At 63.0% G+C, this 18,847-nt stretch carries 22 protein-coding genes; 14 read left to right on the top strand and 8 right to left on the bottom strand.

Annotation, left to right across the window (positions count from 1 at the left end; genetic code table 11):
- Positions 1 to 19: 19 nt before the first annotated feature.
- The 6 genes from X728_RS151680 (at position 20) to X728_RS151705 (ending at position 5,680) form a co-directional block, all read left to right on the top strand.
- Positions 20 to 955: a sugar ABC transporter permease gene (locus X728_RS151680; protein WP_023831735.1), complete on the top strand. Its 936-nt coding sequence runs from the start codon at positions 20 to 22 to the stop codon at positions 953 to 955.
- The gene (locus X728_RS151685) at positions 948 to 1,853 is read left to right on the top strand and encodes a carbohydrate ABC transporter permease (RefSeq protein ID WP_023831734.1); all 906 of its coding nucleotides are present in this window, start codon (positions 948 to 950) and stop codon (positions 1,851 to 1,853) included. The genes X728_RS151680 and X728_RS151685 overlap by 8 nt, the downstream gene beginning before the upstream one ends.
- Before the next feature lie 82 nt (positions 1,854 to 1,935).
- A complete protein-coding gene (gene ugpC / locus X728_RS151690) occupies positions 1,936 to 3,042 on the top strand; it encodes a sn-glycerol-3-phosphate ABC transporter ATP-binding protein UgpC (protein ID WP_023831733.1) in 1,107 nt (368 codons plus the stop codon).
- Positions 3,043 to 3,081: 39 nt separating this feature from the next.
- A complete protein-coding gene (locus X728_RS151695) occupies positions 3,082 to 3,849 on the top strand; it encodes an SDR family oxidoreductase (protein WP_023831732.1) in 768 nt (255 codons plus the stop codon).
- Positions 3,846 to 4,868 carry a TIM barrel protein gene (locus tag X728_RS151700; protein WP_023831731.1) on the top strand — a complete coding sequence of 341 codons (1,023 nt, stop codon included), beginning with the start codon at positions 3,846 to 3,848 and terminating at the stop codon, positions 4,866 to 4,868. The genes X728_RS151695 and X728_RS151700 overlap by 4 nt, the downstream gene beginning before the upstream one ends.
- A complete protein-coding gene (locus X728_RS151705; protein ID WP_023735070.1) occupies positions 4,868 to 5,680 on the top strand; it encodes an SDR family oxidoreductase in 813 nt (270 codons plus the stop codon). Before X728_RS151700 ends, X728_RS151705 begins: the two co-directional genes overlap by 1 nt.
- A gap of 408 nt (positions 5,681 to 6,088) precedes the next feature.
- Here the strand turns inward: X728_RS151705 and X728_RS151710 are convergent, their stop codons facing one another.
- The 5 genes from X728_RS151710 to X728_RS151730 all read right to left on the bottom strand — a co-directional run bounded on the left by X728_RS151710 (position 6,089) and on the right by X728_RS151730 (position 9,053).
- Entirely contained in the window at positions 6,089 to 6,523 is a 435-nt protein-coding gene (locus X728_RS151710) for a hypothetical protein (RefSeq protein WP_023671095.1), read from the bottom strand.
- 693 nt (positions 6,524 to 7,216) lie between these two features.
- The gene (locus X728_RS151715; protein WP_023744134.1) at positions 7,217 to 7,765 is read right to left on the bottom strand and encodes a dihydrofolate reductase family protein; all 549 of its coding nucleotides are present in this window, start codon (positions 7,763 to 7,765) and stop codon (positions 7,217 to 7,219) included.
- Between the two features lie 185 nt (positions 7,766 to 7,950).
- Positions 7,951 to 8,220, bottom strand: a complete 270-nt coding sequence (locus X728_RS1000000168900) for a PilZ domain-containing protein (RefSeq protein WP_081725353.1) — start codon at positions 8,218 to 8,220, stop codon at positions 7,951 to 7,953.
- 59 nt (positions 8,221 to 8,279) lie between these two features.
- A complete protein-coding gene (locus tag X728_RS151725) occupies positions 8,280 to 8,489 on the bottom strand; it encodes a hypothetical protein (protein WP_023671091.1) in 210 nt (69 codons plus the stop codon).
- A gap of 201 nt (positions 8,490 to 8,690) precedes the next feature.
- Entirely contained in the window at positions 8,691 to 9,053 is a 363-nt protein-coding gene (locus X728_RS151730) for a hypothetical protein (RefSeq protein WP_023831729.1), read from the bottom strand.
- Positions 9,054 to 9,098: 45 nt separating this feature from the next.
- Between X728_RS151730 and X728_RS151735 the strand changes: the two genes are divergently transcribed.
- The 4 genes from X728_RS151735 to X728_RS151750 all read left to right on the top strand — a co-directional run bounded on the left by X728_RS151735 (position 9,099) and on the right by X728_RS151750 (position 11,823).
- A complete protein-coding gene (locus tag X728_RS151735; protein WP_023740887.1) occupies positions 9,099 to 9,371 on the top strand; it encodes a hypothetical protein in 273 nt (90 codons plus the stop codon).
- A 260-nt stretch (positions 9,372 to 9,631) separates the two neighbouring features.
- Complete coding sequence (locus tag X728_RS151740; protein WP_023831728.1) at positions 9,632 to 10,384, top strand: DUF4142 domain-containing protein; 753 nt, start codon at positions 9,632 to 9,634, stop codon at positions 10,382 to 10,384.
- 31 nt (positions 10,385 to 10,415) lie between these two features.
- On the top strand, positions 10,416 to 11,021 hold the full coding sequence (locus X728_RS151745; protein WP_023831727.1) for a hypothetical protein: 606 nt from the start codon (positions 10,416 to 10,418) through the stop codon (positions 11,019 to 11,021).
- Positions 11,022 to 11,202: 181 nt separating this feature from the next.
- Entirely contained in the window at positions 11,203 to 11,823 is a 621-nt protein-coding gene (locus X728_RS151750) for a hypothetical protein (protein ID WP_031195548.1), read from the top strand.
- A 47-nt stretch (positions 11,824 to 11,870) separates the two neighbouring features.
- Here X728_RS151750 and X728_RS151755 read toward each other — a convergent pair whose 3' ends face one another.
- The 3 genes from X728_RS151755 to X728_RS151765 all read right to left on the bottom strand — a co-directional run bounded on the left by X728_RS151755 (position 11,871) and on the right by X728_RS151765 (position 15,199).
- Positions 11,871 to 13,019 carry a PHB depolymerase family esterase gene (locus X728_RS151755; protein ID WP_023831726.1) on the bottom strand — a complete coding sequence of 383 codons (1,149 nt, stop codon included), beginning with the start codon at positions 13,017 to 13,019 and terminating at the stop codon, positions 11,871 to 11,873.
- A 209-nt stretch (positions 13,020 to 13,228) separates the two neighbouring features.
- On the bottom strand, positions 13,229 to 14,215 hold the full coding sequence (locus X728_RS151760; RefSeq protein ID WP_023831725.1) for an aldo/keto reductase: 987 nt from the start codon (positions 14,213 to 14,215) through the stop codon (positions 13,229 to 13,231).
- 243 nt (positions 14,216 to 14,458) lie between these two features.
- The gene (locus tag X728_RS151765; RefSeq protein WP_023831724.1) at positions 14,459 to 15,199 is read right to left on the bottom strand and encodes a FadR/GntR family transcriptional regulator; all 741 of its coding nucleotides are present in this window, start codon (positions 15,197 to 15,199) and stop codon (positions 14,459 to 14,461) included.
- A 104-nt stretch (positions 15,200 to 15,303) separates the two neighbouring features.
- Between X728_RS151765 and X728_RS151770 the strand changes: the two genes are divergently transcribed.
- The 4 genes from X728_RS151770 (at position 15,304) to X728_RS151780 (ending at position 18,660) form a co-directional block, all read left to right on the top strand.
- A complete protein-coding gene (locus X728_RS151770) occupies positions 15,304 to 16,209 on the top strand; it encodes an NAD(P)-dependent oxidoreductase (RefSeq protein ID WP_023814663.1) in 906 nt (301 codons plus the stop codon).
- 83 nt (positions 16,210 to 16,292) lie between these two features.
- A complete protein-coding gene (locus X728_RS1000000170355; RefSeq protein ID WP_023831723.1) occupies positions 16,293 to 16,787 on the top strand; it encodes a hypothetical protein in 495 nt (164 codons plus the stop codon).
- Complete coding sequence (locus tag X728_RS151775; protein ID WP_023804645.1) at positions 16,784 to 17,557, top strand: DUF1828 domain-containing protein; 774 nt, start codon at positions 16,784 to 16,786, stop codon at positions 17,555 to 17,557. Before X728_RS1000000170355 ends, X728_RS151775 begins: the two co-directional genes overlap by 4 nt.
- Positions 17,558 to 17,772: 215 nt before the next feature.
- A complete protein-coding gene (locus X728_RS151780; RefSeq protein WP_023814664.1) occupies positions 17,773 to 18,660 on the top strand; it encodes an AraC family transcriptional regulator in 888 nt (295 codons plus the stop codon).
- Positions 18,661 to 18,847: the final 187 nt, after the last annotated feature.

The raw sequence follows: 18,847 nt of genomic DNA, 5'->3' as shown, positions 1-18,847 counted from the left end.
TGCCAATGCTGTACTCTGAATGTCAAATCAAGACCTGATCCTGTCGGTACCGACGCCCGCCCGCCCCTGGCGCGAGCGGCTGGGCTCCGCGATGCCCTTGCTCGTGCTCGGCCCCTCACTCGTGGCGAGCTTCGTCTACGTCTTCGTGTTCACCGGCTGGACGCTCTATATCTCGCTGTCCAACTCCTCGCTGCTGCCGACCTACGGCTTCGTCGGCCTGGACAACTACGCGTCGCTGTGGGCGAACCGGCGCTGGAACATCGCCTACAACAACCTGTTTTTCTTCAGCGCTTTCTACATCGTCGGCTCGATGGCGGTGGGACTGCTGCTGGCGATCCTGATCGACCAGCGCGTGCGCGGCGAAGCGGCCTGGCGCACGATCTTCCTCTATCCGCTGGCCGTCTCCTTCATCGTCACCGGCACGGTCTGGAGCTGGCTCTACAATCCGACCGACGGCATCCAGGCCATGGTGCGCGGTTTCGGCTGGACGAGCTTCAGTTTCGCACTGGCCAGCGACCGGCACTATGCGATCTACGCGGTGATCATCACCGGCGTCTGGCAGGCCTCGGGCTTTGCCATGGCGCTGTTCCTGGCCGGCCTACGCTCGGTGGATCAGGACCTCGTCAAGGCCGCGCAGATCGACGGCGCATCGACATTCCGCATCTATCGCAAGGTGCTTCTGCCAACCATTGCGCCGATCTTCCTGGCGGTCGCCGTCATCCAGATCCAGTTCGCCATCAAGACCTTCGACCTCGTGGCGGCCCTGACCAAAGGCGGCCCGGGGATCTCGACCACCTTCCCCGCCATCTACGTCTATGACCTGATGTTCCAACGCGGCCAGATCGGCGAAGGTGCGGCCGCCGCCATCATGATGCTTGCCGCTGTTGCCGTGGTGCTGGTGCCCTATTCATTCTGGGTGGTCTGGCGCCGGCGCAAGGAAGCCGGCCATGGCTGACGTCTCCCTGGACCAGTCGCTCGACCGTCGCGCTGCCGCAGTCGCGTCGCGCCGGCATTTTCTCACCCGCTTCGCCATCTATGGGCTGCTGGTCGTCTTCGCGGCGATCTACCTGGTCCCGTTGCTGGTCGTGGTGCTGAATTCATTCCGCGACCAGCAGGAGATCGCACGCAACGGGTTGATCTCGCTGCCGCGCAGCTTCCGCCTCGATGCCTGGGGCCAGGCCTGGAGCACCTATTGCATCGGCGGCACCTGCGAGGGCATGCAGCGCAACTTCTACAACTCCCTGAAGATGACGATCCCGGCCACGATCATGTCGACGGCGGTCGGCGCGATGAACGGTTACATCCTGTCGAAATGGCGCTTCAGAGGCTCGGAAGCTTTGTTCACCTGCATGCTGCTCGGCGTCTTCATTCCGGGCCAGATTTCGTTGATGCCGTGGGCGTTCATCCTCGGCAATCTCGGCCTCAGCAATTCGGTCTACGGGCTCGTCCTCATCCACGTCATCCAGGGCATTTCGTTCACCACTTTGTTTTGCCGCAACTACTACGTCAGCATCCCCGACGACCTGATCAAGGCGGCGCGCATCGACGGCGCCGGCTTCTGGCGCATCTTCCGCAAGATCATTCTGCCGCTCTCCTCGCCGATCCTGATCGTCACGGTGATCTGGCAGTTCACCGGCATCTGGAACGAATATCTGTTCGGCGTCGTCTTCACCTCCGGGCAGCAACAGCCGATCACGGCAGCGCTCGTCGCGCTGACGGCAAGCGGCACCAATGTGCGCGCCTACGATGTCATGAGCGCCGCCGTGCTGATCGGCGCGCTGCCGCCGCTGCTGATCTATCTCTTCGGCGGCAAGTATTTCGTTCGTGGCCTGACCCAAGGGGCGATCAAGTGAGGCGCCGTCAAGTGAGGCGCGATCCAGTGAGCGGAGCCTGTCTCCTGTCGCCGATCGTCCCGTCCGCCAAGAAGGGCATCGCATGTCGACATTGACCATCCGATCGCTGCGCAAGAACTTCGGCGCGGTCGAGGTGCTGAAGGGCATCGATCTCGAAGCGCGGAACGGCGAGTTCATCGCGCTGGTCGGACCGTCCGGCTGCGGCAAGTCCACTCTGCTGGCGATGATCGCCGGGCTCGAATCTGTTACCTCCGGCGAGATCCGCATCGACGGAAGGCTGGTCAATTCGGTGCCGCCGAAGGACCGCGACATCGCCATGGTGTTCCAGTCCTACGCGCTCTACCCGACGATGACGGTGCGCGAGAACATCACCTTCGGCATGGAAAGCCGCCGCGTCCCGAAGCCGCAGCAGGACGAGGCCGTCAGTCGAGTTGCTGCCTTCCTGCAGATCGAACCGCTGCTTGGGCGCAAGCCCGGACAGCTCTCGGGCGGCCAGCGCCAGCGCGTCGCCATGGGCCGGGCGCTGGTTCGCGATCCCAAACTGTTCCTGTTCGACGAGCCGCTCTCCAATCTCGATGCCAAGCTGCGCGTCGACATGCGCACCGAAATCAAGAAGCTGCATCACCGCGTCGGCAAGACCACGGTTTACGTCACCCACGACCAGGTCGAGGCGATGACGCTGGCGTCGCGCATCGCCGTGATGCACCAGGGCGAGGTCCAGCAATTCGACGATCCCGCCACGATCTACAACCGTCCGGCCAACATGTTCGTCGCCGGCTTCATGGGCTCGCCGGCGATGAATTTTTTGGCCGCGGAACTGAGCCAGGAAGGCGGTCACGCCACTGTTGTGTTGCAGGCCGCCGATGGCAAGACGGCCAGCCTGCCGATCGTCCAGGCGCTCCCATCCGATACGCCGCGACAAATCATTCTCGGCATCCGGCCGGAGCACATCTACCGCTTCGATCCGGATCTTGCGCGCCGCAAGCCGGGCATCGCGCAAATCGATGCCGTGGTCGAACTGGTCGAGCCGACAGGCGCGGAGACCATGGCCGTCCTGCGCCTGGGCGGCAAGGAGATCACCGGCCGTTTCGACCCCGACGGCACGCCGCTTATGGGCGAGACGGTGACGCTCGGCATCGACATGGCGCGGGCGTGCCTGTTCGACCCGACGACCCAACGCCTGATCTGACCCGATCTGACCGAAGCTTGATCTGAAAAGAGTTCCGCCTTGTCCTTCGCCACCTATCCGAGCCTGTCCGAGCGTGTCGTGCTGATCACCGGCGGTGCGTCGGGCATCGGCGCCGACACGGTCCGCGCCTTCGCCGCCAATGGCGCACGAGTGGCGTTTCTTGATCTGCAGCAGGAGGCCGGCGAGCAGCTTGCCCGCGACCTCGCCGCCACGGCAGCGCATCCGCCCCTGTTCCTGCGCTGCGACGTGACCGATATCCCTGCCCTGCAGGCCGCGATCGGCACGGTGCGCGACCGCCTAGGGCCTGTCGCGGTGCTGGTCAACAACGCCGCCGATGACAATCGCCTCTCCGTCGCCGACGTGACGCAGGAATATTGGGACCACGCCCAGGATGTGAACCTCAGGCACCACTTCTTTTCCGCTCAGGCCGTGCATCCGCACATGAAGGAAGTGGGCTTTGGTTCGATCGTCAATTTTTCCTCGATCGCCTGGCGTTTCGGCGCGTCAGAGATGGCGCCCTATGCGGCGGCCAAGGCTGCGGTGGTCGGGCTGACCTTCGCGCTGGCGCGGGCGTTTGGCCCCGACAACATCCGCGTCAACGCCATCGAGCCGGGCGCCGTCATCACCGACCGGCAGCGGGAGCTTTGGTACAAGACCCAAGGTTCGGTCGATCAGGTCGTGCAGCGCCAGGTGATCCGCAAGGTTCTGCTCGGCGAGGAGATCGCGCGCACGGTGCTGTTCCTCGCCGCCGACGACAGCCGCATGATCACCAAGCAGTCGATCACCGTGGATGCCGGCCTGCGATGACCACACCTGACTCAAAGGATCGCTTCATGCTCGAGGTCGGCCTGAACCCCTACGGCCTGACCTATCATCTCGGCCTCCAGGGCCGCGGCACGCCACGCGCCAATCCGCAGCCAGCGGGGCTCGAAGGTTTCATCGCGCTCGCGACCGAACTCGGCGCGCGCGTGCTGGAGATCTGGGTGCCATGGCTGAGCGAGCTTTCCGACGACGCGGTGATCGCGCTGCGCGAACGGCTCGCCGGCCTTGGCATCACGCCGGTCGTCAGCGGCGGCCTGCTGGTGGGCGAACCGCTCGACGATGCGTTTCGGGCCGCGCGCCTGCTCAAGGCCAAAATCATCCGGACGGCGCTGACGCCGGTTCTCTGCGGCGACCGCAACGCCGCCGGCGCAAAATGGAGCGAGTACGTCGGCATCATTCGGGGGCGATTGGTGGAATGGGGTCCCCGCGCGAATACCGAAGGGTATGTCCTTGCGATCGAAAACCACCAGGACTTTACCAGCCGGGAACTCGTCGATTTCTGCGCCCTCGGTGGTGACAGTGTGGGCGTGACCTTCGACACCGGCAACACGTTCCCGGTCGGCGAAGCGCCGCTCGATTTTACGAAGGTGATCGCCCCCTATGTCCGCCATGTCCACCTCAAGGATTACCGCGTGCAGTTCACGACCGAAGGTTACCGGCTGATCCGCTGCGCCATCGGCGACGGTGCGGTGCCGTTTGCCGAGCTGTTCGCCATTCTTGGCCAGCACCACGATCGCATGACCGCCGTTCTCGAACCGGGCGCCTTGGAGGCCCGGCATGTCCGCTATCTCAGCGACGACTGGTGGCGCGGCTATCCCCCGAAGACGGCGCGCGACTTTGCCGCCTGCCTGGCGGCCGCGCAGCGCAACCGGCTGCCCGACGATGCCGACACAAGCACCCCCTGGGAGCGCGAAGACGACGTCTCACTGGTTTTCTATGAGCTCGACATGATCCGGCGCAGCGCCGCCAACATGCGCAAATTTGGTTTGATGGAGAAGATGTGATGACGGCACGTGAACTCGATGGATTAACCGCCTTCGTAACCGGCTCCGGCCGAGGCCTCGGCCGCGTGATGGCCGAGCGCCTGGCGGAACTCGGCGCCAATGTCGCGATCCACGACATGGACGAGGAAGCGCCGGCCAAATATGGCGAGTTCGCCAATCTCGGCGAAGTGGTCGAGCGCCTGAAGCGGCACGGCACGAAGGTCACGTCGGTGACCGGCAACATCGGCGACCAGAAAGCGGTTGCCGAGATGAAGCGCAGGATCGAGGCCGATCTCGGCGACGTCCATGTGCTGGTCAATTGTGCCGGCGGCGACATCGGCGCCAGGGGCGGCAAGCCGAACCCGAACAACGCCCTCGACATCGAACTCGACGACATCCGCGTGCTCACCGAGAACAATCTGATCGGCACGATGCTGGTCTGCCAGGCCTTCGTGCCGCCGATGAAGCAGCGCGGCGGCGGCTCCGTCATCAACATCGCCTCCGCGGCGGCACATCTCGGCTGCTCGCCCGAGGTCGTTTACTCCACCTTGAAGGCCGCGGTCGTGCATTACACCCGCTGCCTGGCCAAGGAACTGATCGACGACGGCGTGCGCATCAACGCGGTCAGCCCCGGCGCCACGAAGACGGCACGCTTCCAGGCGACCCGCGTGGTCGATCCGGAGCGCATGGATTCCAGCCGCAAATCGCTGAACCGCTATGCGGAACCGGAAGAGATCGCGGAGGCGGTGGCGTTTCTGGCTGGCCCGCGGGCGCGGTTTATCAACGGGCAGGTGCTGCGGGTGGATGGCGGGTTTACGATCTTTCCGGGGTGATGGGGGAGGCCTCGAATTTCAATTTCGGGGCCGAAAGCGGAAGGTCCGTTTTCGGGATTCCTGGGTTAAATTGCCCCCTCACGCCTCGATCTTTTCGCAGCGTCAAAACGGCTGTGGAGGGATTGGCAGGCTATACCGCTGACGAAGCGCACATGTGACGCACCGAGGATAAGTAACCCCGCTTGGTCACGAGGGCGCTGCCGACCGGTTGGTCGAAACTGGCGCTGGTACTCGCTATTCACGAAATTGCCGATCACCCTGACGAGGTCCACTAAGCAATGGTGAACGTCATTTCTGAAGTCGCAAGCAACTCGGCCGCCCTACTCCATTGAGGTCAGCCATGCCTTCGCGGAGCCGACGCAATCTCTGCTGGAGCCTGCATGCTTCTTCAGGCGCAAGCGCTGTGTCTCAGTGCGGCATGAATCCTTTTCTCAGCCAAGCCAATATCTTGCTCCCATTGAGAACCCTGCGGACACGCCCGGCGGCCCAGCCAGCCTGCATGGTGGCGCCGGTGTGGCAACTGCAGACGATCTCATGCAACTGCCAATCGGAGAGTTCGAAGAAGCGTCTGGCTTCCCCGTAGGTATCCGATTGCATGCCCGATGCACGCAGCAGTGGATCGTCAAAGGCGACACTAATCGCCGATCCGACCGCGCGCGCTTCTCCGCGGACAGAGGGATGCAGATGCTCAGTCCCGGTGAGAGCCACAAGGGAGCGCGTCGGATTTCGATAGAGCAGTTCCGCCCACCGCTCTATCCGTTGTGTCCTTGTAGCCAGCAGAGCCGGCGATAGTGGACTGATGTCCGCGACTGACTGGAGTTGATCGAGTGTCTGGTGCTTCATGACTGCCTCCTGTTGGTCGTTCCAATCCCAAGGCCTTTGCTGCAGGATTGGCTCACACGCTAAGCCGCCTCGTAAAGGAGCGGCGGCCGATCAGGTGTTGCCACCAATCGCCCACAGGCACCGCGCGGCGGCATCTGCAGCGACCCCAACTGCATTCCTTCGCCAATGTTCCAGCGGGATGAAAAAAACTGTGCGGCCGGCCGACCCGACGGATCCGGCTGGCGCACGCAGGATCCTGAACTGCTGGACGATGATGACGCAGGCCTGGAAAGGCGGCTAGGTTGGACCTTGCTTTTCAGGCTTGACCATGATGTTTCACTACCCGCTCGGTCATCGCGGGAAGGCCAGGAGCAGAGCCGCTGGCAACGGTGAGTTGCGGACCAGGGCGGGCGGTGGTGGACGACGCCCTTGGGCCGCCAGGTCACTGAAGGACCAACCGAAGCGGCGCTTCGGGCGTAAAAGCGATGTCCTTGTAGGTCTGCAATGTCTGCTTATGGAGGAACGGCGGCAAGGCCTCTTTGACCGGCATGGGGCGCATTGCTGACCGGCAGATTTTCGGCCGACAGCAGACCCTCTGCTGCTTGGGTACCCAGCACGCAAGCTGACATGTGAGACCTCGGTGCGAAGGCCGGGACCAGGCCCACTGCGAACGTACGTGTTGGTTCGCATGTTGGCGCTGAAGCGCCTTATCGTTCAGCCTCGCGGCACATAGATCATATGAACCGTATCGTCATCGATCAATGTGCTCGACACCAGTTGCAGCGGAGGCCTTGCCTCGTGGAAGAAAGGCTTGCCCTTGCCGAGCACGAACGGCCTCACGTGCAGGTGATATTCCTCAATCAGGCCCAGCCCGGTCATAAGACCGGCCAGTTCCGGACCGGAAACGCTCAGGATACCCTCCGTGCGGGCCGCGATCTCGCGAATCTGCGCTTCAATATCGCCGGAGATGAGGGTGGCGTTCGGGCCGACCCGTGAAAGTGTGCGCGAAACGACCCATTTGGGCAGCTTGCGCCAGAGTGTCGCGAACTGGCGAAGCGAAGCATCCCATTCCGCGTGATCATCGTCCCAATAGCGCATGACCTCGTACATCCGGCGGCCATACACAGCGCCGGCATGGTTGCGAATCGTCTCGATCCAGTACTCGAAGTGCTTCTGGCTTGGTGCGCCCATGACCAGATTTCCGGCAAGGTCATCGACATAGCCATCGATGGAAACGTTCATTCCCAAGATAAGTTTGCCCAAAAGCAGCGCCTTCACCTAGTGGGTCCACGGACCAACCGCTTGCAATGCAAGCGGTCAGAGGCTATCGCAACTGATTGCAAATCGCAAGCAGCATGGAAGGAAGCGTTCGTGCCGCAAACGAGCCCTGCCTTGTCCCATCAACCCTGCACTTGAACAGCTGGGTGATCCGTCCCGGCTACCGCCATCTACGCCTGCCGTCCCGAATCGAGTTGCACCCCAAGTCGCTCGTTCCGTCTCCACCGCACCACGGCGCGATAGCTGGTATGATCGACCGGCACGTGAAGCACGAAACGGTCGGGGATTGCGATATCGGCCTTCACCCGCAGCTCCGCACCGTGGGCGTGCTGGTTGCAAACCAGACAATTGATACTGGCGTCGCCAACGCGGATTGTCGCTTCCTTCAGAACAAGATCACGGATATGCGACCGTCGCTCTATCGGTGGGTCAGTCGGCATTGCCTTATCCCTCTGATTTGACGACCTGAAACTCTTCTGAAGCCGGAATGGAAAGCGCACTACCGGCCCAGCGGTTGCCTCGAAAGACTGACGAGCTCGGCTTCATCGACCACGCCGGCCATATAGTTCGCGATAATCCGGGATGCGATGGCGTCGCGTGCTTCGGGCGACTGACCGTCGCGCTTAAGCTGCTCGAATACACGGCCCAACAGCTCGAGTTCGGATGGCTGCAAAACGCCGGCCTCGGTGGCTTTGCGTCGAATGGGCATTTGTGATCCTCCACTACGGTCAACAACATACGACCGCGGCAGGGAAACTCAACTCACCTGTCGAGGGCGCCGCGCGGGCGGCGCCGACCACAAATCCCGTTTACCCGAGCGGGGAGTTTTTCACTCAAAGCCACGGTGATCTGGCGTCCATACAAAGCCCGCCAGCAAAGCCGGCGGGCGCAATATTCATAAGATACGCCGCTAGAACCAGCTTCGGTCGCGTTCCTGGCTTTGCCCGAGCAGCATGCCGATCAACAACCCGGCAATGCCGCCAAGCACGAAAGCGCTGCTGATGGTGCCGGGATTTTGCTGGACGGCTTCGGACACCGTCTGCGCCTGCGATCTCAGCTGCTGCGTTGCCCGTGCCGCGCGCTCGGTCGCGCTGCCATACCAGCCGCCGGCTTCGCCAACGGCATCTTCTGCGCGCTCGGCAAGCGTCCGGTTGATCTTGCTGATCTCGCGCTTCAGCGATGCGACCTGCTTCTCCAGGGCCTCCTGGGCCTCTCGGGCGGAAATCTTCGGGGTGTCCTTCGGGGTGTCCTTCGGGGTGTCGTTCTCGGCCATGGCTGTTCCTTTCGTTGAGGCAGGGGGAACGGCCAACGGACAAGGATGGTTCCGCTGCCTGCCGTCACGGTCATTCGCCGGGCCGGCCGCCAACTTTGGGAACACTCTCCCGATCCAACGGTTGTGGCTGATGGAGGCACGCATTTGTCGAATCGATCGAGCCATGCTGAAACGCTGCGGACGGTCTCCGACCTGCTCCACCGCGCCCGCCGTGTCATTCGCGACGGCGGCCATGCGGCGGCGATGTTCGAAATAGACACGCTGCTGCAGGTCGCACAAACAGAGGTTGCGCGCCGCCTCGAACGCAACGATCGCTGAACCTCGATAGGGCACCGCGGGCGGTGTTCATTTGCGGGCGGCGAAGGCCTCGTTTCCCTTTGCGATGGACTTGAAGGCGCCCATCGAGCGGGTCGCCGTCCGCCCCACGCGTCGACATCGCAAAGGCGCAAAAGCCGAGGATGAGGGGCCATCATCGCGGCATCGACCCTCCCGGTTATAACGCTTGGGCGGCGGAACAAAGCTTGGCCGCACTGGTTAGGCTCACAGCACGATGTGTGCCCCAACGAGGATCTCTGTCCATGAAAACACGTGTTCTTCTAGCTTCGCTGGCCACCGCCACAGCCATGGTCTTCGCCCTGCCCGCCTTCGCCGCCGACAGTGCTCAGGACTTTGTCGACAAGGCTGCCATCGGCGGCCTGTTCGAAGTGGACTCCAGCAAGATCGCAGAAGGCAAGGCCCAGGATCAAGGCGTCAAGGATATCGCCAAGAAGATGATCGACGATCACGGCGCCGCCAACGCCAAGCTTGCGACCATCGCCGGCGAACAGAAGCTGAAAGTGCCGACGGAGCTGGACGCCAAGCACAAGGCCGATCTGGAGGCTCTGCAGAATGCCAACGATGCCGTCGACAAGCCCTATGTCCAGATGCAGCGCGATGCGCATTCGGAGGCGGTCACGCTGTTCGAGAGCTACGCCAAGGACGGCGACAACGCGCAGTTGAAGACCTTCGCCTCCGAGACCTTGCCGACGCTCAAAATGCATCAGGAAATGGTCGAGAAGATCGCTTCCGCCGACAATGCATCGTCGGCCACCAGCTCCACCACCCCGGCCGTGAGCACGACCGACACCACCAATCCGGCCGCCCCGATCCCGGGTGCCAACAGCTTCACCGAGGATCAGGCGAAGAGCCGCATTCAGGATGCCGGCTTCTCCGGCGTGTCCAAGCTGACCAAAGACGACCAGGGCATCTGGCGCGGTCAGGCCACCAAGGATGGCAAGACCACGACCGTGGCGCTCGATTATCAGGGCAACGTCGTTGCCGGCGCCAACTGAACCTCTGAACCAGATCGAGGAGATCAAGACCATGAAAACCGTAACCGGACTTTTCGACAACTACGATGATGCCTCCGATGCCGTCGGCGAACTGGAGGCAATCGGAGTGCCGCAGGCCGACATCAGCATCATCGCCAACAATTCGGATGACTGGTACGACGACGGCGACACTTCCAACGCCGCCGAGGATGCAGCCGGCGGCGCCGGTCTTGGAGCCGTCATTGGCGGCGCCGGCGGGCTTCTGACAGGGCTCGGCATCATGGCCATTCCGGGCGTCGGTCCGGTCGTGGCCGCAGGATGGCTGGCCGCCACCGCGGTCGGCGCCGTTGGCGGCGCGGTCGTCGGTGGCGCTGCCGGTGGCATCGTCGGGGCGCTGACCGAGTCAGGCGTCCCCGAAAGGGATGCGCATGTCTATGCGGAGGGCGTTCGCCGCGGTGGCACGATGGTGACCGCCAGGGTCAGCGACGAACTCGCCGATGAGGCCGAGCGTATTCTTGGCGAGTCCAACTCGGTCGATCTGCAAGACCGCCGACGCGCCTACGAAGCCGGTGGCTGGACCGGCTTCGATGCCAATGCCGACCCCTACACCGACATCGAGGCCGAGCGCGACAGAACGCGCAACGCCAGCCCACTTTGATCATCGAGCCCCGCCGCCATACGGCGGCGGGGCCAAGGGTGCTGTCGGCGCGCTGCGAGCGACATTCAATTTCGGCCATAAGGGGCGGGTCTATTCGGACCTGCCCCTTTTCGCTGTTGCCTTGGCTTGACCGGCTCTTGCCGTGTTAGCATCGAACCAACGGAACCAGCCCCAGGAAAGCATGAGCCCGTCCCCGCAACTGATTGCCGAATGGCCGTTGTCGCCGTCAGCGACACTCGGGTCCGCCGTGCGCTCCAAGGGGATCGAACGTGAAGTCAGAGCCCGCCTGCCATGGGCAGTCAGGAAGCACGTCAAGGCCGAGACGGGGCGCATCGCATTGCGAATGTCGAGATCCGAAGCGGAAGCGTTCAAGGCCGCCTCTGCCAGTATCTCCAAAACACTGGAGGGAGTGGAGGCGCTGCCTGTGCTTCCGCGCGAGGTCGAGGATATCCTTACGATCTCTTCGCGCGAGCGCCACAAATGGCTCAAGGACGGTCGGCTGCAAAGCACCGGCACACGCACCGTCAAGATGCGTGGGCGATCAAAGTCTGTCACCTTCCACGTTTTCGACCCGCGCCACATCGAAGACGTCCTGGACCGCGATCTGGCAACCGTGTGGAGAGAGCAGGATGTCCAGGAGGTCGCCGAGAACAGGCGGCGCGGCGCGGGCAAGGCCGCGCTGACGCGCGCGGGAAAGGGCACCGGGCAGGCTCGCACTGCGAGGAACGCCCGGGACACGGATGGCCCGCCGCCCGGACTGAAGGGCTGGGATGCGTTCGAGGACGAAGGCCTGCTGCGATAATGATGCTGGCGCTTGCCCTTGTCCTTTGTGCGGGGCGAGCCTCAGCCTCAGCGCATCAATCCCGCTGCCCGCAGCGCGTCCTCGATGACCTTGGTAATCCCGCCCGCCGGACCGCTTGGCGGATTGACAGGCTCCGGGGGCGGATCGACACGGACGGCTCGCGGTTTTTCCTTTGGCGAGAAAGGCTGCAATGCAGTGCCTGAAGCGGCCTTGGCTTTCGCCGTGCGTTGTACCTCTGGCTTCGTCAACCCCCAGAAACGGGCGATGTGGCGCGTCGAGGAAATCCCGACATCCAGCATGAACGGCCCTGCTTTGCCGAGAGCATTGTCGCCGCTCGCCTGCAATGGCGTGCCATGGCCCATGCCGGCAATGCTGTATGTCTCGACCACGTCGCGGCCTTTGCCATCGGACCAGACTTTTCGGCTCTGACCGTCGACCTTTTCCGTGCGTGTCGGCGCTTGAGCGAGGCCGTGCACGCCCTGCCATTGCGCCAGCACCGCGTCGGCATTGGAAGGCACCACGGTCGTATCGGCCGAGCCCTGCCAGACCGAAATCCTCGGCCACGGCCCCTTGTGCGGCGAAGCCTCCCGCAACAGACGCTGCAGGTCGCTTCTGGACGGGCCGCCATGGCCACGCATGCGGTCGAAGGCTTCGGGGATGGTCGAGGCGCTGCCATAGGCAAGCCCGGCAATGATCGCGCCGCCGGCAAACACGTCCGGGTAGGTCGCCAGCATCACCGCCGCCATGGCGCCGCCGGCGGAAAGACCGGTGACGAAGATCCGCTTGCGGTCGAGACCGTGGGTGACCACCGCCGCCTCGATCATCTGGCGGATGGACAGCGCCTCGCCGCTGTCGCGGCTTATATCGCCCGGCACGAACCAGTTGAAGCAAAGATTGGCGTTGTTGGCGCGCTGCTGCTCGGGGAAAAGCACGGCAAAACCCTGCTCGTCGGCGAGTTCGGTCCAGCCGGAACCATGGTCGTAGCCGGCGGCAGTCTGGGTACAGCCATGCAGCACCACGACCAGCGCCGCCTGCTTCGGCAGGTTTTCAGGAAGATAAAGCCGCGCACGCAAGGCGCCCGGATTGGACCCGAACCCTGTCATCTCGGACAGGTGATCTTCCTTGCTCAGCCCTGCACCGGCTGGCCGGCCGCGCATCGCGCTCAGCCGGGCGATGGTATCGGATATGTCTCGCAAATCGGTATCCTTGCGCGCCGGAATGGGCAGACTCGTGCACACAACGCACACGCAGGAATATCGTTGCTGCACTGCACAATAACAAGCGGCGCGGCCGATTAAATGACCCGGTGGATCATGGGATCCGCTGCACGGCTTGTGACGGACCAGCGCAATTTGGCCCGGCTGACCTCTTGTCAGTTAGCCGGTCGAGGCCGGCAGGCGCTGGCTCACCAGCGCTGATGCACGTAGGGCTTGATGTTCTCGTCGTAAACCGCCTTCACCTTGGCCATCAACTCGGAGGACAACGGCGCAAGCTCCGCCGCTTCCGCATTGGAAACCGCCTGCGCCGGATTGCGGGCGCCGGGGATGACGACCGTCACCGCGTCGAACATCAGGATCCAGCGCAGCGCGAATTTCGCCATGGTGGTGTCGCCTGACACCAGCGGCCGCACCTTCTCGACCGCCGCCAGCCCGACGTCATAGGGCACGCCCGAAAATGTCTCGCCGACATCGAAGGCTTCGCCATTCCTGTTGAACAGGCGATGGTCGGTGGTCTCGAACTTGGTGTCCGTCCTGAACTTGCCGGACAACAGGCCGCTGGCCAGCGGCACGCGGGCGATGACGGCGACATCGTTCTTTTTCGCCTCAGCGAAGAACAGCTCGGCCGGGCGCTGGCGAAAGGCGTTGAAGATGATCTGCACGCTGACGACGCCGGGATATTGCATCGCCTTCAGCGCCTCTTCGACACGCTCGACGCTGACGCCGTAATTGCGGATCTTGCCCTGCTCGGTGAGCTTGTCGAGACGCTCGAACACCTCCGGATGATAGTAGAGATCGGTCGGCGGGCAATGCAGCTGCACCAGGTCGAGCGTGTCGGTCTCGAGGTATTTCAGGCTGCGGTCGATCCAGCCGGTGAGGTTCTCGACGCTGTAGCCCTCGACCGTCTGCTTCGGCAGCCGCCGTCCGGCCTTGGTGGCGATGAACGGGCGCGCGCCACCGCGTTCCTTCATCACCCGTGCGATCAGCTTTTCCGAACGGCCGTCGCCATAGACGTCGGCGGTGTCGAGGAAGCTGACGCCGGCATCGAGCGCGGCATGCAGGGCGGCGACCGCATCGTCGTCATTGACCTCGCCCCAGGCGGCGCCGATCGCCCAGGCGCCGAAGCCGATCTCGCTGACTGATCTGCCGGTACGACCAAATTTCCGTGACTGCATCTCGCTGTTCCTGACTGCGGCTTCGTCGGCAATGCCGGCTGCACGATTCCGTTTTTTCGGGGAGCCTCATACCGCATGGCAACGCGATTGACATCCCTCTTCCTGGGATTTACCAGATTACAGGGTTGTATGACAACGGGGTAAGACTGCAACAGTGGGAGCCGGGAGGAACATGTCGCTGATGCGCCAACTTTATCTCGGCGGGGTCGCCGGATGAGCAGTCCGTCAACCGTGGTTGGCTCCCTAATCGAGAACAGCCTTGTCGCGCAGATCCTCGAAGCGGGCATAGCTTTTGGTCAGATGGCTGCGCATGGCGCGGCGCGCGGCGTTGACGTCCCTGGCTTCGATGGCCCCGAGAATGGCGCGGTGCTCGCGCTGCATGCGGTCGAGATATTTTTCCCGCTCGGCCTCCGTCATCCGGTCGAGCCGCGTCCAATGGCGCGGGACCATGGCGCTGCCGAACGTGTCGAACAGCCGGGTGAAATTCGGGTTCTGCGTCGCGGCGAGAATGGCGCGGTGGAAGCCGAAATCCTCTTCCGAGCCGGAGCCGCCGGCACGCACCGCCGCCTCCAGCGCGTCGAGCCGCGCGCTCATCTGTTGAAGCGCCGCCTCGCTGCGCCGCTCAGCGGCAAGGCCGGTCGCTTCGACCTCGATGCCCATGCGCAGTTCGAGCACGCGCAGCACCTCGTCGATCGATTCGAGATCGTCGGGCAGCACGGAAAACGTCTTCGGCGGCGGATCCTTGGCGACGAAGGCGCCGAGCCCCTGGCGCGTGGTAATCAGCCCGCGCGCGCGCAGTGCCGCCAGCGCCTCGCGCACCACGGTGCGGCTGACACCGGTGGCAGCGACAATCTCCTGCTCGGTCGGCAGCCGCTGGCCCGGCGCAAGGTCACCGGATTCGATCTGCGCAATCAGCGTGTTGACCAGACCCGTCCGCAGGTTGGGCGCCTGCGGTATGGCATCGAAAGTCATGGGCTCCGCCATCGGCGCGACTCCGGTTCGATTCTTGTTCGAAGGATTGCATCGACAGGTGTTCGCCGCAAGGTGACGAAAGGTGAGCCCGCCGACGCGGGTCCAAGGAGGATTGCATGAAAGAACGCATCGGCTTCATCGGCCTGGGCAGCATGGGCGCCGGCATGGCCGACAATCTGCTGCGCAAGGGCTGGCCGCTGACGGTGCATGTCCACCGCAGCCGCACCGCCGCCGACCGGCTGATCGCCGCCGGCGCCACCGAAGCGCCAAGCCCGCGCGCGCTCGCCACCGCGAGCGACATCGTCATCCTGTGCGTCACCGGCTCGCACGAGGTCGAAGCGCTGGTCAAAGGCCAGGATGGCCTTGCTGCGGCAGCTAAGCCGTTGCTGATCATCGACTGCTCGACCTCCAACCCGTCATCGACGACAGCGCTTGCCGCCGACCTCGCGGAGCAGGGCATGACGCTGATCGACGCGCCGCTGGCGCGCACGCCCAAGGAAGCCACCGAGGGCAAGCTCGACGTCATGGTCGGCGGTGCGGCCGAAATCGTCGCCCGCGCCCGGCCGGTGCTCGAGGCCTTCGCCGCGCGTGTCGTCCACACCGGCCCGACCGGCAGCGGCCACACCATGAAGCTGCTCAACAATTTCATCTCGATGGGCTATTCCGCGATCTATTCGGAAGCGCTGAGCCTCGGCGCCAAGGCCGGCCTGACGCCGCAGGTCTTCAACAGTGTCATCTCCGGCAGCCGCATGGATTGCGGCTTCTACCAGGCCTTCTTCGATTTCGTCCTCAACCGCAACGAAAACGCCCAGCGCTTCGCCATCGCCAATGCGCTGAAGGACATGACCTACCTCGCCTCCTTCGCCCAGGCCGCCGGCATCGCCAACCCGATCAGCGCGGCGGTGCGCAATGGGTTTGCGATGGCCGTCACGACGGGTCATGGCGAGAAGTTCGTGCCGGCGCTATCGGATATTGTTGCGGGGTTGAACGGGGTGTCGTTGATAGAGCCGGCGACTGGGTGACGGAGGCGGCTGATGAGTACCGCCTAGTTGTATACTGACGATGTATAGGTGATTCCTTAGCGATTTTGCGCTATGAGGATCGCATGAATCTGAGGGGGATCATCGCGGCGGAGAAATCCGCCGTTGATACGGGGGATTGGAAACGAGGTGAGATACCACGCTCCAAGTGGCCGTCACGCCGCGCGAAGGCCAAGGCGTATAAATATGGGCCGCTTTATCAGTGGCGAATCCTTTTCTTTCAAGCGGCTGGTCAAGATTGTCGCGTTCTTCTGCTGTTCAACGAATCGAAGCGGATTTTTCGTGCTACCCTAGGCGTGACGAAGGGCGGCGAAACCCTTGTCATTTGTGACTATGAGTATCACGCCAGCGAACCAGGGTGGCATTGCCATGCCCGTTGTAGCGATTTGGCCGGCATCAATTCCGCTCACAATCGATTCGGCGGCGTTCGCTTGCCAAAGGCGGGTTCGTTCCATCGCCGAACAGAATTTAGGCATCTAAAGCAGCCTCTTTCTGCTCAGACCGCCTTTAATTGCGCAATATCAATCTTCAAGATCGATAGGGCGGAAGGAATGGTATGAAGACCGAACTCTGCCAAGCGTTCTGCAATGATATAACGGTCACTGAGGTGCCTGCTGGCCTTGCTGTATCTACGGCATTCAGGCGCGATGACGGCGACCGCGTGTCATTTTATGTAACGAAAACAGAGGGCGGCGCTTTCAGGCTTGAAGACGACGGCGCTACGATTCAGCAGTTAGAAGCGGCCGGCGTCGATTTTGAGACCGATACCCGCCGTCGCGGGCTGGAAAGCCTACTGTCCTCAGTGGACGCTCATTTCGATCAGACAGACGGAACGATCAAGACCGTGGCATTTCCAGAGAGGGAACTGCCGGCTAGGGCGCTGGAGTTTGTCGGCGTCATGATCCGCATGAACGATTTTCTCCTGCTCACACAAGAGAAGATCGCTTCCTCATTCAAGGAAGATGCGGCGGAAAGAATAAAGGCAATCGTGGGAGACCGTGCCATAGTCAGAGAAAATGAGGCGGTCAGTTCTCGTCTTTCAGAGGTGACTCCTGACATGGTTTTGGAGGTCAGCGGCCGCCCGCCCGTCGCAATATTTTTCGGGAATAGTCCTTCGCGAGTGAACGACGCGATCTTCCTTCACTTTGCTGCTCTGCATGAGGTGAAGCAGGACTTGTCGGTAGTAGCTCTATTGGAAGACGATCATGCGATCTCGAACGACCTTCGCCGCAGAGCAAGCAACCGCCTTGCGACCGTACCCGTCTACAAGGATGACGAAGACGCAGCGATAGCTCGTATTGCTCGCGAAGCACTGGGTAAGGCGGCATGAGCGACAAGGCCTACGCCAGGTAGGATGCGCCTGCCTTCTAATCCGGTTTCCTCCTCCATAGGCCAGGAACTTCCGCAACTTTGCGCCGCTGCTTCGGCGCCAGAGTTGGCCTTTAAGCCACCACTGGCCACCCCTCCCCATGTCAAACCGCAAGATCGGTCGAGCGCGACATGTCCGGAACCGCCTATCTGGTGTCGCCACGCAGGACGAGACGTTTGATGACGCCACTTGAAAACTACCAAGCCCGGATGCAGCGGGTGCTGGACCACATAGACCAGCATCTGGACGGCGATCTGGGCCTGGAAGCGTTGAGCGGCGTCGCGGCGTTCTCGAAATACCATTTCCACCGGCAGTTCACGTCAACCTTCGGCTTGTCCGTGCATCGCTATGTCCAGCTCGCCCGCCTGAAGCGCGCTTCGTACCGGCTTGCCGAGAGCGACGCCCAAAGCGTCACCGACATAGCGATGGATGCCGGTTACGACGCACCGGATGCCTTCGCCCGCGCCTTTCGGCAACGGTTCGGACAATCGCCTTCGTCGTTCCGGAAGTCTCCCGACTGGGGGGCGTGGCTCATGGCCTTCGGGCCGCTCGAAAAAGCAAGGACCACGCTCATGCAGATAATCTTCGAACCCGCCGACGTGATGATCCGCGATGTGCCCCCGACGCCGGTGGCGATCATGGAGCATCGCGGCGACCGGGCGACGCTCCAGGACACCATCCAGCGCTTCATCGCCTGGCGCAAGGCGGCCGGCCTCTCGCCCGAGACAAGCCCGACCTTCAACATCTTCCGTTCCGAAAGGGAGCCGGCGAACCCGGCCGATTACAGCATGGATATTTGTGCCGGAACCGACCTGCCGGTAGAAGGCGGGCCGATCGAGGACGCGCAGATGAAGGCCGGCGTGATCCCCGGCGGACGCTGCGCGGTGCTGCGCTATCCCGGCAACACCAACAATCTCGAGCCGGCAGCGCTTTACCTGTACCGCGAATGGCTTCCGGCCAGCGGCGAGGAGGCGCGCGACTTTCCGATCTATTGCCAACGGCACTTTTCGTCGAACGGACCGGTGCGCGAGGTGGTGCTTGAGCTGTTTCTGCCGCTGAAATAGCGCGGTGGGGTGGCGGCCTATCTCCGGCCCTGAGCTGGTTGAGCCGACGACCGTGCGAAATCTGATAAGGCGCTCCCCACTCCGTCTCGGCTTCGCCGAGCCACCTCTACCCCCACATTCGTGGGAGCGAGGAAACCCAAGCTTTTGAAGGGCTGCGATCTCGGAGATTGGCATTTCCTCATCCCCC

Source organism: Mesorhizobium sp. L103C119B0 (assembly GCF_000502235.1).
GTDB lineage: Bacteria > Pseudomonadota > Alphaproteobacteria > Rhizobiales > Rhizobiaceae > Mesorhizobium.
This window is presented reverse-complemented; position numbering and strand designations above follow the sequence as displayed.